At 66.0% G+C, this 14173-nt stretch carries 12 protein-coding genes; 6 read left to right on the forward strand and 6 right to left on the reverse strand.

All coding sequences use genetic code 11. The features are described 5' to 3' along the window. From VGL40_02180 to VGL40_02195, 4 genes are all read right to left on the reverse strand, one after another. Nucleotides 1-452: MoxR family ATPase (locus VGL40_02180; GenBank protein HEY3314078.1), on the reverse strand; the 452-nt coding region annotated here is incomplete at its 3' end. Nucleotides 453-698: 246 nt separating this feature from the next. Further along, nucleotides 699-1196 (reverse strand): hypothetical protein, encoded by a 498-nt coding sequence (locus tag VGL40_02185; protein HEY3314079.1) that lies wholly within the window; start codon nucleotides 1194-1196, stop codon nucleotides 699-701. 22 nt (nucleotides 1197-1218) lie between these two features. Beyond that, entirely contained in the window at nucleotides 1219-2568 is a 1350-nt protein-coding gene (amrB, locus tag VGL40_02190; protein ID HEY3314080.1) for an AmmeMemoRadiSam system protein B, read from the reverse strand. A 46-nt stretch (nucleotides 2569-2614) separates the two neighbouring features. Continuing rightward, the gene (locus VGL40_02195) at nucleotides 2615-7678 is read right to left on the reverse strand and encodes an Ig-like domain-containing protein (protein HEY3314081.1); all 5064 of its coding nucleotides are present in this window, start codon (nucleotides 7676-7678) and stop codon (nucleotides 2615-2617) included. 264 nt (nucleotides 7679-7942) lie between these two features. Here VGL40_02195 and VGL40_02200 point away from each other — a divergent pair, with 264 nt between their 5' ends. Both VGL40_02200 and VGL40_02205 read left to right on the forward strand, forming a co-directional pair. After that, nucleotides 7943-8587, forward strand: coding sequence for a GyrI-like domain-containing protein (locus VGL40_02200; protein ID HEY3314082.1), 645 nt, complete (start codon nucleotides 7943-7945; stop codon nucleotides 8585-8587). Continuing rightward, nucleotides 8584-9966, forward strand: coding sequence for a crosslink repair DNA glycosylase YcaQ family protein (locus VGL40_02205; protein HEY3314083.1), 1383 nt, complete (start codon nucleotides 8584-8586; stop codon nucleotides 9964-9966). The genes VGL40_02200 and VGL40_02205 overlap by 4 nt, the downstream gene beginning before the upstream one ends. Here the strand turns inward: VGL40_02205 and VGL40_02210 are convergent. After that, on the reverse strand, nucleotides 9923-10477 hold the full coding sequence (locus tag VGL40_02210; GenBank protein ID HEY3314084.1) for a GNAT family N-acetyltransferase: 555 nt from the start codon (nucleotides 10475-10477) through the stop codon (nucleotides 9923-9925). The two genes, VGL40_02205 and VGL40_02210, sit on opposite strands and share 44 nt — an antisense overlap. An 85-nt stretch (nucleotides 10478-10562) precedes the next feature. Further along, on the reverse strand, nucleotides 10563-10754 hold the full coding sequence (locus VGL40_02215) for a MoaD/ThiS family protein (protein ID HEY3314085.1): 192 nt from the start codon (nucleotides 10752-10754) through the stop codon (nucleotides 10563-10565). 569 nt (nucleotides 10755-11323) lie between these two features. Between VGL40_02215 and VGL40_02220 the strand changes: the two genes are divergently transcribed. The 4 genes from VGL40_02220 to VGL40_02235 all read left to right on the forward strand — a co-directional run. After that, complete coding sequence (locus VGL40_02220; protein ID HEY3314086.1) at nucleotides 11324-11947, forward strand: flavodoxin family protein; 624 nt, start codon at nucleotides 11324-11326, stop codon at nucleotides 11945-11947. Between the two features lie 84 nt (nucleotides 11948-12031). Next, a complete protein-coding gene (locus VGL40_02225) occupies nucleotides 12032-12805 on the forward strand; it encodes a GntR family transcriptional regulator (protein ID HEY3314087.1) in 774 nt (257 codons plus the stop codon). Nucleotides 12806-12898: 93 nt separating this feature from the next. Next, nucleotides 12899-13876, forward strand: a complete 978-nt coding sequence (locus VGL40_02230; GenBank protein ID HEY3314088.1) for an ABC transporter substrate-binding protein — start codon at nucleotides 12899-12901, stop codon at nucleotides 13874-13876. Between the two features lie 111 nt (nucleotides 13877-13987). Beyond that, nucleotides 13988-14173 (forward strand): hypothetical protein (locus VGL40_02235; protein ID HEY3314089.1); only part of this gene is annotated, 186 nt, incomplete at its 3' end.

The following is a 14173-nucleotide window of genomic DNA, read 5'->3' on the forward strand; positions in this document are numbered from 1 at the left end:
ACGGTGAAGTCGGAGAGAACCTCGAAGAGGAAGGCCTCGAATTCCTCGTCGCACTTATCGACCTCGTCGATGAGGAGGACCGGTGTGGTCTCGGCCCGGATGGCCTTGAGCAGCGGCCGCTCCAACAGGTACTCCTGGGAGAAGAGGTCGCCGGCGCCCGCCTGGCCGCTCTCCTTGCCGACCTGGATATGGAGCAACTGCTTCTGATAGTTCCATTCATAGAGGGCCTTGTTCTCGTCCAGCCCCTCGTAGCACTGCAGGCGGATCATCTCGGTGTGGAAGATCCGGCTGAGGACCTTGGCGATCTCTGTCTTGCCGACCCCCGGCGCCCCTTCGATAAGGAGCGGCTTTCCCAGGCGCAAGGCCAGATAGACCGTGACGATGATGTCCTCGTCGCTGATGTAGCCGTCGGCCTCAAAGGCCCGGCGGAGCCATTCGATGGTGTACTCCATGGGCAGCACTCCCCCATCGCCTGAAGTCGCGGGAACCGGAATTCGCGGAGGAAGGATAATCACCATTAGCATATCACGGTTCGGCCAATCGCACCAAGAGCGAGTGTGGCGACCGGCCGCCACCTGTCTGGACCTAACACTGCCCCGCCCATGCCGCCGTCGCCGCCCCCGCAAAACAAGAGCGCCCCGTACACAGGGCGCTCGGAACATCCGCGGTACGCAAAGGGTCGTCGGGCCGGGACCGGACTAGGGCAAAGTGGTCTTTCCCGGGGCTGCCGGCATCCGCGGCTTATGGGCAACTTCCTGATGCACATACACTCCCCCATCGCGGAAGAACAGCGTCTGCCCGGAACTGTCCCACGCCGAACCCACCCCGGCCAATCTGGCGCTCACCGGAACCTCGAAAAGCCGGCTGGTCTCGCCCGAAGGCGTCAACTCCTCAACCCACGGGATCCCATCGACCACGGCGACGAAAGTGACTGAACCTTGCCGTAGGGCCGGCGCGACAAGGTTCCGCAAGCTTTTCTTGATCCACCGCCCATCGCCACCGAGGTAATACCAGTTCACATTCGAATAACGGGTGTTCTCCACCGGATTGTCTGTCGGAGGCGCGGGGTCAAAGGCCAGCATTATCGACTGAGGCTCAGCATCAGCAGCGGCGATCACCGCGTCGTTCTTGCCGGGAGAAGGTCCGATCTCATCCAGGACCTCGGTTTCGCGTCCCTCAGGCGTGACCACGATCAAGCGGTTCCAGATCATCCTGGGATCAGTGGACCTTCGATCGTTGCGAAGCCCATTTGACAGGGCCTCCCCAGGGCCCGGAATCTTGTGATGCGTGCCCTGGCGGTGTTTTGTCGACAGTGACCCCTTTGCGCCCGGCCACTGATCTTGACTGTGCTGTCGTCAGGCCGCGGCCAGCCTCACTATTCGCCGGAGATCGGCCAGCCGGTCCTGTCGGGCAGTTGACTCTCCCACCGCCGTGCGGGTCCTGTAGAGCCGTTCCCACTTCTTGGTCTCCCGGGGCACCGCCGTATACCGTCGATAGTCGTCCCTGGTGTTGAGCTTCACCACGAGCCCGTAGCCGCGTAGCGGGCGACCCGGCACCCGCAGGGGGCATGTCCTCCTTCGCCGGCGGCGCGACCATCAGGAAGTAGCTCGTCGTCTCTCGCAATGCCGGTTGCCCGAGCACGGTCGCCGAATTCAGGTGTTCGACCACCAGCGGTTTCGGCTGGTCCAGGCTGCCGGCAAAGGCGAAGGCGACGGCCAGCGCGGCCGGAGAGTCGAGGTAGTTGGGGCCAAGGGTGAAGAGCCTGTCCCAATCCCCGCGTCGCAGGGCGGTCAGGGTCAGGGCATCGCAGCGGTCGGCCTGGCCTCGGTCAAGGTAGTGCGAGAAATCGATCGAGGCCAGGACAAAGAGTTGTCCATCGGCCTTCCAGGACCGCAGGAACCGCCCAAGGCCGATGGCCTGCTCCCGGGCCAGATCCCCCCGCAGGGAAAGCGTCACCACCCGTGTTTCCGGCAGGTAGCGGCGAACGAAGGGCAGCATGTTGCCCAGGGAATGCTCCCCGGCCTGCACCTCGTTGGCCTCAACCCCGATCCTCTCCCGCAGCAACCGGCCCACCAGAGCCTGGTCGACCGCCACCGTCCCCACGACCGTCCCCTCCCCGCCCCCCACCTGCCAGTCCGCCGTACCTACCCCCACCGGGGGCCCGGCATTGCGGTGATCGGGACCGACGATGACCAGGGTCGTCGGCGGCTCGTCGGCCAGATAGGCCAATAGCCCGGCGATCAGCCGGGCGCCGATCAGATGGTGGGGGACAACCGCGGCGACGGGGCGGGCGACGGCCGACGCTGAATCGGACGCTTCGCCCGCCCCGCCCCCGTCGCCGGCAAGACGGTGGATCTCCGTCGCCACCTCGTCGGCCTGGGCAACAGCGACGGCGAACTGCTCCGGGGTCACGAAGTCGGCGGCGACGATGGGGTGCGCTCCGGCCCGCGCCTCCGGTCTCGCCGTCTGCGCCGCTCCGGCTCCGCCGGCCCGCAGGCGGACCCCGCCGGCGGCGAGAAGGCAGAGGAGGACGGCGGCGGCAACCGCACCGGCGCCGCCGCCGATCATCCCGAACCGCGCCCGGCCTCGCTGGCTATTGGCCCCTCTTAACCGCCTATCGAATATCAACGGTTTCCCGCCCGGTTATGGCGAAGATCTCACCGCTCTTGACGTGCTGGAGGACGGCCCGATCGGACCCGTACCAGCCCAGGGAGACGACGCGGGCGTAGTACACGACCTGGCCGCCGATTTCCCGCTTGAAGAGGCCGGTCTTGGGGTCGCGTTCCCCGCGGTCGTCGTAGACGTTGAAGGAGACCTTTTGGCCATCGACCTCGGACGGCCAGTTGACCTTGTTGTCCTGCACCCCGTACTGCCAGGGATTCGGAACCGCCTTGAGCCCGGAGGGGAGGAAGTCGACGATTTGGTACGGCCCTCCCGGAGCCGAGGCGGTCAGGCGATAGTTCAAGGTCACCTTGACCAGCCCGCCCGCTTTGAACACCCGGCCGGGGACGTCGTTGACCAGGTAGGCCCGCGTCAGGCTGGCCTCGCTCGGCCGGGGCTTCAGTTGCGCCGGAGCGAGCGGCGCGCGGTAAACGACCGTCAGTCCGACCTTGCCGGTGATGTTGGAGAAGCTCAGCCGATCCAGGTCCTGAGCCCGAACGTAGACGGTGTGGACCTCCCCCGCCTTGAGCTTGATCACCTCGCCCTCCGGCCCGAGAGTGAAGGAAACCGCTTCCGAAGCTGTCGCCGGCAACGCCCTCTCCAGGAAGAGGCTCAGCTCGAGGTGGTTCAGTTCCTCCAGCGGGACGTTGTCGAGGAGGTAGGCGGAGAGAGCGTCCTTCTCCGGCAGGCCGAGTTGGGCCGCGGCCACCGCGGCCAACGAGGTGGCGGCGATGGTCTCCTCCGGGTCCCGGCTGACGTTCAGCCGCAGCGCCGGACCGACCTGGTCGCCTTCCTTGCTCAGCAGGGCTTGGAGGATCGGCCGCGCCCGCTCGGCGTCGCCCAGTTTGGCCAGTCCCAGGCAGAGGTAGAGCCTTTCCTTCGGGCTGAGGTCGGTCTCCCGGGCCAGGCCCTGCAGCTCGTTGAGGACTGGATCCCCCAGGGCGGCCAGCCCGTAGAGCGAGACGATCAGCCGCTCGCGGGTCTCGCTGGGATCATCGAAGACCCTGCCCAGGAAGAGCCGGAGCCCGGTCTGATCGAACCCCGCGTCCTTGCCGAGGGCGGCTATTTTCGCCGTCAGTTCGAGGTCCGCCGACCCATACGGCAGGAGGGCGATCCCGCCTTCCGGCCGCTGGAAAGCCAGCAGGTCGCTGGCATCGGGGGGCTCAGGCAGCGCTTCCCGCGGGTAGGCAAAGTTCTCGCGGAGGAGCCGGTTGGCGACCAGCGCCGCCGCCTTCATGTCGACCCGCCGTCCCCCGCCGACCAGGCGCCAGAGCATGGCCAGATACGTGCCCCGCTCCTGATCGGAAAAGGTCAGGGTGACCAGCTCCCCGGGCTCGGCGGTGACCCGCAGGCCATCGCGCAGGGTGTAGAAGTCCGTCCGGTCGAGGCGGAGGTAGGAGTCGACGACCTCGATCCGCTGAACCAGAGTATCCTTCAGCTCCTGCCCGTTGGGGCCGGCCGCCTTCCCGGTCACCTTCAACTCGTAGCTCCCCTTGACCAGCTTGCCCGGGGACAACCCGACGGGACGGAAGGCGGGGCCGCTCCCGCTGAATTCGGCCACGACCTTTCCGGCCGCCGCCGCTCCCTCGATCCGGACCAGTTGCCCGGCAAAGCTAACCGTTGAGCCGCTCGGGAGGCCCGCCCCATAGGCGCGGGCCTGGATGACGGGTTGGTCGTCGGAGAGGTAGGTTTCGTTCAGGGCCAGCTGGACGAAGAACGGCAGGCGGACGGGAAGAGCGATATTACCGCTCCCGGCTCGGACGCCGGAGGCGAAGGCGTGGTAGGTCAGGCGCCAGGAGGTCAGGTTGTCCGGCAGGCTGACGGTGGCCGTGGCTTTGCCGTCGGCGCCGGTCCGCAAGCTTTCGAAGTAGGCCAGGTCGCGGAAGTCGCGCCGCTCCCCTCCCCCCTCGCCACCAGACTCCGCCCCGCCGCCCCCGAGGTTGACCTTTGGATGGGAGCCTCGAGTGAACATGACCTGCGACCTGACCACCCGCCCGTAGAGGGAGCGCAGGAAGTCGGCCTGCTGGCCCGACAGGGCATAGAGGGCCTCGTCGACCAGGCAGAGGTTGACCTCGGCGTCTACCGGGGCGCCGGCGGCGTCGCGCACCTCGATGGTGATTCCCGCCTTATCGCTTGGGCGGTAGCTGGGCTGATCCGTTTTCACCGTGATCCGCAGTTGGCGTTCCCGGTTGTCGAAGGAGACCGGCGCCTCGTAAATCGTGTTGTAGCTGCGCCCGTCAAAGTAGACGCCACCGACGTTGGTGTTGGGGATGACATCGCCGGTGAAGAGGAGCGAGAAATCGGGGTTGTCCTTGACCACGACCTGCCCCAGCCCCTTTCTGGCGACGTAGAAGAGGTACCCGGACGGACGGGAGGGGGCGTCGCGATCCTGGTCCTTGACGGCCAGCTCCGCCGTCTCACCGACCCGGTACTTGGCCTCATCCCGCCCGACCGGTGTCAGGTGGTACCAATGGTACCAGTCGTTGGGGCCGACGAAGTCACTCCCGGCAATGTGGACCTCACCGGCAATCTCCCGCCCCTGGCTATCCCGCGCGGACAGCCGGACAAGGGTGGTCTTGTTGACGGCTGGGTTGAACGACCACGTGGCCTGCCCGCCGGCGTCGGTGGTGACGGCGAAGTTCCCGGCGGGGAGGCGTTCTTCGTGGTAGGAATAGGTCTTGCGGACGACCTTCTCGACGAAGTCGTAGTACTGGCCGGTCTCGGTGGCGACCCATTTGATCTCGGTGAGGGTTCCCTCGACCCGCGTCCCGGGGACGGGGGCCCCGACGTAGTCCTGCCCGCCGTCCCATGGGCTGGAGGCCGACCCACCGGCCGTATTGATCCGGCTGAGATCGACCCGGTTCAGCCGCACCCTGACCGTTGCCTCCGTTCCCCGGCGGGAGACCTCACTACGCAAAGCGACGTCCTTTTCGAACACCCGAACCCCGGCGTTGGCCCAGATCGGTCCGCTCTCGGGATAATCGGCGTTGAGGTTCAGGGAGTCCCAGCGCTCCAGACGTAGCGGATCGGGGGCGGCCGACGGCCGGTAATCGAAGACTGCCTTTCCCTCAACGTCGGTGGTCAGGGTCCCGGACGGCGACGACTGGACGGAGTAAAGGTTGTAGTCCAGGGGCAGGCCGGAGACCGGCGTTCCCTCGAAGAACCGGGCTTCGAGGGTGAAGCGGACGGGGTCCCCGATGAAGACGGCGCGCTTGTCGGCGCTGAGGGTGAGTTGGTAGGCCGGCTTGGTGTACGTGGCCACCTCAAAGGACTGGCTCAGCAGGTTAACGCCCTGGGCCACCAGCGTCAAGGTATAGTACCCCGGGCGAAGGTTGGGGAGTCTGGTGCCTCCGCTGAAGACGTGGCGGTTGATGTTCACCTTTTGCGAGGCGATCAGCCCGACGTTCGAGGGGCTGCGGAACGGCCCCTCCCAGAATCCGCCGTAGCCGCGGAGCTCCACCGTCGCCGATTCGATCTCGGGTGTGCCGCGGTCGATTGGTTGGAGGACGCCCCAGAACCGCACTTCGTCGCTGGGCAGGTAGAGCGGGCGGTCGGTATAGAGGTAGGTCCAGTATGCGTCAAGGAGTTGCCGCTCTTGACCGAACGGGTTCCAGGCCGGAGAGAGGTTGACGACGCTCTTGGATCCGTTCGGAGCCTCGGCGATGGCTAGAAAGGACGGTCGGGGCTCGCCGGCCGGGCTCGGCGCGGTCATCGCCGCCGGCGTCGGGAAGCGGGCCACTCCATCGGCGCCGCTCTGGCCGAGCCTGATGCCGTCCGTCGCCGTTCGGATGCCGACGCCGGCCAGCGGAGCACCGCTGGCCAGGCTGTTGAACCAGAGCACCGTGTCGTTGACGGCGGTGACGGTGTAGCTTGAAAGGTCGGTGACCTGCAAGTGGACGGAACTTGTGGACCCCGCGGCGGTGAAAGTGACGAGGTAGAATCCGGGAGGCAGCGGGTCCGGGAGAGCCAACCAGGATTGGTAGTCGGTCTTCCGGATCGGCAGGTCGGCCGTCAGGGCCAGGGGCAGGCCGCTGGTGTCCGGCTGGTATCGTTCCCGGGTCACCGACGCCCAGGCGGGGAGCCGATCGCGCTCGGCCAGGGCCGTCGCGTAAGCTTCAGCGCTGGGGTAGCGGTAGACGCGGGTGGCGACCCTCAGGTCCGCGGGGATCGACCCGTCCCCACCGTTGACCCAGTAACCGACGGAGACGGCCGGGCACTCAGCCGGTGAGAACTCAGTCGCCGACTGGTAGACGTTGAAGCTGACCCTGCCCCGGGTGGGCTGGGCCGGGGCGGTCTCGAAGGAGAAAACCCTGTCCTCAGGCAGGGTCTGGTCGGTGCCTTGTGCCCCCAGCCCCTTCTTGACGACGCAGGTGTAGACGGTACCCGGCTTCAACTCCCCGGTGGGAACGAAGACCAGGGTTCGGCGGTGACGCTCCCACTTCCCGGCCACGCTCGGGCTGATGGAGAAGTAGGCGGCCGGGTCGTTCACCTCTTTGTGACTGAAGTCCAGCTCGATTCCGGTGTTGACCGGCACGCCGGAGGTGCGATCCCCAGGCAGGGTGCCGACCACCCGGAGGGCGCCCCGGACCTGGTAAGCCCAGCTGTAGTCGGGATTGGCCGCCGTCGGGTTGAGGGTGAACTGGACGCTGTAGACCCGGTCGGCTTCGAGAGGGGTCCGGGGGATGATGTCATAGACCTTTTCCTCACCGCTCGGCGCCGACCGGACGGTGAAATCCACCTTGGGGTCAATCGCCAACCCCCTCTTCACCGTCGACAGGGGCAATGGCTCCGCCAGGGTGAGGCGGAAGGTCGTGTCCGGGGCCACCCCCAGCGAGTCGACGGCCGAGGGTTGCAGGCTGGCGGCCAGCGCTCGGCCGTCGTCGAAGGACACACCGGGCAAGTTTTGGCGGTAAGCAAAAAACCCCGCGAGCACCAGGCCGACAACGACGAAACCGGCCCCGACCCGGATCAGCGTTCGGCGGCCGGGAGTCCCGGTGAGCCTAATCATCTTTCTCATGATCTCCCCCTGGACCGAGTTCAGCCCATCGACCCGTTTGCGCCCGGTCAGCTGCCCCTATGCGGGGCTCGGCCGCGGAGAACGGGCCACGCTTCCTTCGACGCCGCTGGGGCGAACGAAGTTCCCCGCGGGTCCACGGTACCGCCCCCACGGCCATCGGCGACGGGGTCCGCGTGTCCCCTTGCCGAACATCCGTTCGCTGGGATATAATGCAGACGTCGCGGCCAACGTCAGGTCCAGGTCAACCGCAAGGGAGGAGTCATCGTGCCCAAGACCGATCTCAAGAAGGAGCTCAAGCAGCTCTACTTTCCCTCGTCCAAGGAGTGCGTCATGGTCGAGGTCCCGGCGATGAACTTCCTGATGGTCCACGGGGCCGGCAGCCCGGAGGGATCGCCGGAATTCCGGGAGGCCATGGGGGCGCTCTACCCGGTGGCCTACACCCTGAAGTTCATCCTCAAGAAATCGGCCACGCCCGTGCCTGACAGCGTGATCATGCCCCTGGAGGGCTTGTGGTGGGCGGATGATATGGAAGCGTTCGACCCAACCGGGGCCGAGGCCCACCGCAAGGACCAGTGGAAATGGACGGTCATGATCATGCAGCCCTCGCACATCACCGCGGAGATGGTCGAGACGGCCAAGGCGGAGATCCGGGCCAAGGCCAAGAAGGGCAAGCCGATCCCGCCGGCGCTGGATCGGCTCACCTTTGAGCGTTTCGAAGAGGGGCTCTCGGCCCAGATCATGCACCTCGGCCCCTACTCCGCCGAGGCTCCGACCATCCAACGCCTCCACGCCTTCATCCGCGAGCTGGGCCGCGAGCTTCGCGGCAAGCACCACGAGATCTACCTCGGCGACCCGCGGCGGGGAGACCCGGCCAAGCTGAAGACGGTCATCCGGCAGCCGGTCCGATGAGACCCCTGGCGGTCACCGCGATCGCGGCGCGCCGCGCCTTGCTGGCCCAGCACGGGCTCCTGAACGCCCCGGACGCCGGGATCACCCCCTGGCGGCGGGAACTCAAGGGCCGAGCGGGGACCATCGAGGCCCTCGGGCGCCTGCGCTGCGTCCAGGTGGACCCGGTCAGCGCGGTCGAGCGCAACCACCACCTGGTGATGTACAACCGGGTGGGCTCCTATCGTCCGTCTCAACTGGACAACCTCTTCCCCGCCGGACTGGCCTTCGAGTACCTGGCCAACGCCCGATGCATTCTGCCGTTGGAGCTGTTCCCGGGGTTCTGGCCGCTGATGCGGATGATCGCCCGCAACGGCCGCAAGGAACGCCGACGCCTCTGGGCCAGCCTCCTCGAGGTGGCCGGCCGGGTCCGCGACCACGGCCCGGTCCAGCCCCGCCACGTGGGCAACCAGGGGCCGCGCCTGATGGGCATGGGCTACCACACCCCCGACGAGTCCTCGAAGGCCAGCGGGCGGGCTATCGACCTCCTCTGGGTGGCCGGTGACCTGGTCATCAGCCGTCGGCGGGGGCTGGAGAAGAGCTATGACTTCCCCGAGCGCGTCCTCCCCCCGGAGCTGCTGGCCGCCCTTGACCCGGCCCCCCATCGCGATGAACACGGCCTGCTCGACTGCTGGCCCGAGGCGGGCGGCAGGAGGCGGAAGGGCGGGGTCGGCGCGGAGGGACCGTCGCGCCCGTGGTCGGCTCCACACGCCGGGGCTGAGGGGCGCGCCCATGGAGCCGCCGACTGGCTCCTCGACCTCTACATCCAGGCCTACCAGGTCTTCGAGGCCGGCGATTTCCGCCTCGGCTGGCAGAAGCACGGGGCCGACCGTCGCCGCGAGCTGCTGGCCGAGCGGGTCAAGGACGGCCGCCTGGTCGAGCTGGCCATCGAGGGCGTGAAGCGGCCTTACTACGCCACCCCGGAAGCGGCCGATCTCGCCGCCCGGGCCGACGCCTGGGAAGTCGAACCCGAGGTCCGTTTCATCCCTCCCCTCGACAATCTGCTCTGGCGGCGCCGGCGGGTAGCCGACCTGTTCGCCTTCGACTACACATGGGAGGTCTATCGAAAACCGGAGGTCCGCCGGTACGGATACTATACGATGCCGATCCTCTACGGTGACCGACTGGTCGGGCGGCTCGACCCGAAGCTCGACCGGGAGCACGGCCGGCTGGTCGTCCAGATGATGCAGTTCGAGCCCGGCACGCGCTTGGGTAAGCGCGACCGGGCCCGAATCGAGGCGGAGCTTGATCGATTCGCCAGGTTTCACGGGGCGAAGAGTTGGACGTTGGCCGGCCGCATCAGTGCTGGGGCTTCGGGGCGTCGGTCAGGTGAAGTTCCATGATGTGCCGGTCGTGACCCTTCCCGTACTCGTCATCGCTGGTCCGGGCGATCTGAAAGCCCAACTTGTCCCGATAAAGATGGACGGCCGCCTTGTTGTTCACGTCGACGGTCAGGCTCAATCGCTTGAACCCCTGATCCTTGAGATTCTGGCAGATGACGACGAGGAAATGGTAGCCCAGACCGCGCCCTCGGAAGTCGTCGGCGATGGCGAAGTCGAAGAGATAGGCCTTATCGAGGTCCTCCCAATCGCGCATCAAGATGGCCAGGCCGATGATCCGCTTCTTGTCTTCCTCCTTGAGGAGAAAGACGTTGCCGTGCCTGATCTGCGGGACCAGGCCCCATTCGTCGGTGCCCAGTTCGCCGAAGATGTCGAGCCCGAAGTTGACCATCCGGGTAAGCAACCTCAGGTTAAAGTCCTGAACCAGGTAGACCTTGAGATTCTCGAATTCCTTGAACTCCGCGACCACCTTGCTCGGTAGGTCGCGGATCTCCTCGAGAAACGCGGGCGCCACGTCAACCCCCCCAGTCGACGCCACCTGACATCCCGATAGGGGAACCAAGCCTAGTATGGGCGTCGGGCGTGGGGATGATGCCGGGTCACCCCCCGGCGATCGGTCGGATGATCCGGACCTCGACTCCCTCGGTCGGGCGCAACGTGTCATACTCGCGCTGCCAGATCTGCCGGCCGCCGATCCAGACGCTGACCTTGGTCGGCTCATAGCCCAGACTGACGACAAGTTCCCGGACGGTGCAGCCGTCCGGGACTTCGCGTTTCTGGCGATTGACCACTATTTCCAAGAGCATCACCCGCCCGGCAAGGCGCTTGGCGACGCAGGCCGAAAGATCAGCCGGTTGTCCGCCGCAAAGCTAAGTATAGCATCCCCGGCTTTGAGTGGCAACGAGTCCCAGGTCTGGGCGGTCGTGGGCTGATTCCCGGGCCCCGATTTCCTGGCTCCGATGTCTTGGCTCCGATTTCTTTGGCTTGCCATGCAAACTGAAGCCATGCTATACTCTGGTTGTCTGATGTCAGTCATCAGGCATCTCCCAGCGACCCGCCAATCAATCAAACAACCCAATCGGCCCACTGTTCCCGACTTCACCGCCAAGCGTCCCGACGCCCGCCAATTTGAGGCTTTCCGCTCGGGGGGTCTACTTGTGAGGTTCACGGACGACCGGTCGAGGTGGCGACATCCCGGGTGACGCTTTCTGCGCCCGTCCTGGAGGGTCGCCTTTTTGCGTTTTGATCTCTGTGTCTTCCTTCTTGCTTCTGCTTTCTCGTGTCTCGAAGGGTCCCGTAGTTCTTAGATTCTACGGCGGTCGGAGGCTGGTCCCCCGGCCGGCCAAGAGGGGAGATCGGTCTGGTCAAGGTCCTAGGTATTAGCGGCAGCCCGCGCCGGGGCGCCACCGCCTACAGCGTTCAAGAGGCGCTCAAGGCGGCGGCTGAAGTCCCCGGCGTTGAGACCAGGTTCATCAGTCTGGCTGGGAAGACCATCAAGCCCTGCGTGCACTGCGACTTCTGCGTCCGGAACAAGCAACTCTGCCGGATCAAGGACGACATGGCGGGCCTCTACGAGGCGGTCCTCTGGGCCGACGCCTACATCGTCGGGTCGCCGGTCTACAACATGACCATCACCAGCCAACTCCAGGCGTTCTTCAACCGGTGGAGACCGCTCCACCATGTTCAGAATGGAGTCTTGCACAACCGGGTGGGCGGAGCGATCGCCGTCGGCGGCTCCCGCAACGGGGGCCAGGAGCTGACGGCCTCGGCCCTGATCCACATCCTCCTGTCCCGCGGGCTGGTGGTCCTCGGCGGGGGAGGCTTCGACTGCTACAGCGGAGCCTACGTGGTCTCCCACGATCGTCTCGCCGAAGGGGCCAAGGAAGACGAGATCGGCATGGACTCAGCCCGCAAGCTTGGACGCCGGGTCGCCGAGTTGGCCACCTGGATCAAGGCTGGGCGGGCGGAGGGAGGGATGCCGTAACCCAACGGTGCTGGGGCGATGTCGGCGCACCCTCGAGGGCGAGAGCGCGGGAAGATCCAAGAGGTCGATCGGAGGTTCAAGACCGTGACTCAAGGTGCCTTGCCGCGGATGCCACGGGCGGCCCCGGTGCCACTGCACCGCCAGGTGATCGAGTCCCTTTGTGACTACCTCGCGAGGGCCGGCTTACCCCCGGACAACCGCCTGCCGTCTGAGAACGTGCTGGCCGGTCAGCTCGGAGTCAGCCGGGCCACGATCCGTGAGACCCTGCTGGCCATGGAGCGAGAGGGTTACATCACCAAGAAGCATGGGGTCGGCACCTTCGTCCACCCCAGTGCCCTCAAGGCCAGGACCCGCATCGATGGGGTCGTCGACTTCGACCAACTGCTGGTCAAAGCCGGGTACGCGCGGGTGACCGCCAGCAGTAGGGTCGATTCGCAGGTGGCCAACGACTATGCCGGCCCGCTGGGGGTGGCCCGGGATGAGCAGGTGCATGTCTACCGGCGAATCTTCCGGGCCGATGCTCGGCCGGCGATCTACTCGGTGATCCGGATCCCCCGGACCTTGCTGGCCGGCGAGCCGCCTGTGCCGGCCGAAACGGAGACGATCTTCGCCCTGATCAAGAAGGCCTCTGGTGAAGAGGCCACCCATCGGATCGCCTGGCTGAAAGCCAGGACGGTTGACGCCGAGGTCGGGGACGCCCTCGACCTGCCCGTCGGCGAGCCGGTCCTGTCATGGGACTCAGTCATGTACAACTATAAGGATCGGGCCCTCCTCCATTCATCTGTCTACTTCAACACGGCCGTCGTCCCGCTTTGCGTGGTCGGGATGACCGCCTCCGGGACCGGCGTCGGCCCCTGAACCCATGGAGTCCATTGACGTACCGCAGCAAAACTAGATCAAACGGAGGTAGTCGTAGAGATGATGCCTCGGTGGACGAGATTCGGTCGCGGGTTGAGTCTCTTGGTTGTGCTGGTGTTGGCCGTCACTGGATTGGCCGGGTGCAGCAAGCCCAAGCCGCCCAAAGAAAACACGAAGGTCACCGTTCGTTTCACTTGGAAGAACAAGGGCGAGTATGCCCCACTCTACCTGGCTTTGGACAAGGGCTACTACAAGGCTGAGGGGTTGGACGTCACCTTCGCCGAGGGTTCCGGGGCCCAGACGGCCCTCAAGCTCCTCGCCAACGGCCAGGACCAGGTGGTCTACGGCCCGGCGGTGGCTGGCGCCCAGGCGGTCAGCACCGATCTGCCGATCAAGATGATCGCCCTTTACACCCCCAAGGTCCCGATGGGCGTCATCTCCTTCCCGGAAGTCAAGTTGAGTTCGCCGAAGGACCTCGAAGGCAAGAAGATCGCGACCTCCGTCGGCGAGACCTTCACCGACCTTCTCCCGTCGTTCGCCAAGATCAACAATGTCGACCTGAACAAGATCACTCGGGTCCAGATGGACAACTCCGCCCGGACCGCCCAGTTCCTCAACAAGAAGGTCGACATCATGTCGGTCTACCTCAATAACGAACTGCCGGAGCTGGAGAAGACCGCCGGGGTCAAGTTCAACGTACTGAACGTCGCCGACTGGGGCATGGACCTCCCCGGGGCCGCCTTCATCAGCAGCAATGACTACATCGCCAAGAACCCGAAGGTCCTCGAGGGGCTCCTGCGGGCGACCGCCAAGGGCTTCAACGATGCCCAGAAGAACCCGGAAGAGGCCGCCACGGCCATGCTCAAGTACTGGCAGACCACCGTCGACAAGGCCATCGTCACCAAGCAGGTCAAGGCCACGGTCGACGCGCTCGGCGTCTACCCCGCCAAGCCCCTCGGCTACCAGGACGCGGATCTGTGGACGAAGGCCCTGAACCTGATGATGGACACCGGGGCCATCAAAGTGAAGAAGGACGCCGCCGCTTACTACACCAACGATCTCCTCAAGTGACGTCGCCGGTTGGAGCGTTCCCGCTCTGACCGCTTAACCAGCCGTTGATGTCGGGGCGGGTCCGGCCCAGCCGAACCCGCCCCGAGATTCGCAAACGGAGGCCCTACCGTCATGGAAGTACCGCTTCAGGGGGGGCAGGGAACCGAGGTGCGGCGTAAGCCCAGCGTTGCGGAACGGGTCCGGCTGTGGTTGATGGACCAGGGCACGGCGGTCCTCGTCATCGTGCTCCTGCTGTTGGGTTGGGAGTTGGCCGTCCGCCTACTGAAAGTGCCGCAGTTCATCCTCCCCACCCCCTCG

The organism is Bacillota bacterium, from assembly GCA_036504675.1.
Lineage (GTDB): Bacteria > Bacillota > Sulfobacillia > JAJYWN01 > JAJZPE01 > DASXUT01.

Bases quoted from the DNA above. Each gene is read 5' to 3' on its own strand.
- VGL40_02195 (HEY3314081.1), bottom strand. From the start codon at position 7,678: ATGAGAAAGATGATTAGGCTCACCGGGACTCCCGGCCGCCGAACGCTG.
- VGL40_02205 (HEY3314083.1), top strand. From the start codon at position 8,584: ATGAGACCCCTGGCGGTCACCGCGATCGCGGCGCGCCGCGCCTTGCTG.
- amrB (HEY3314080.1), bottom strand. From the start codon at position 2,568: ATGATCGGCGGCGGCGCCGGTGCGGTTGCCGCCGCCGTCCTCCTCTGC.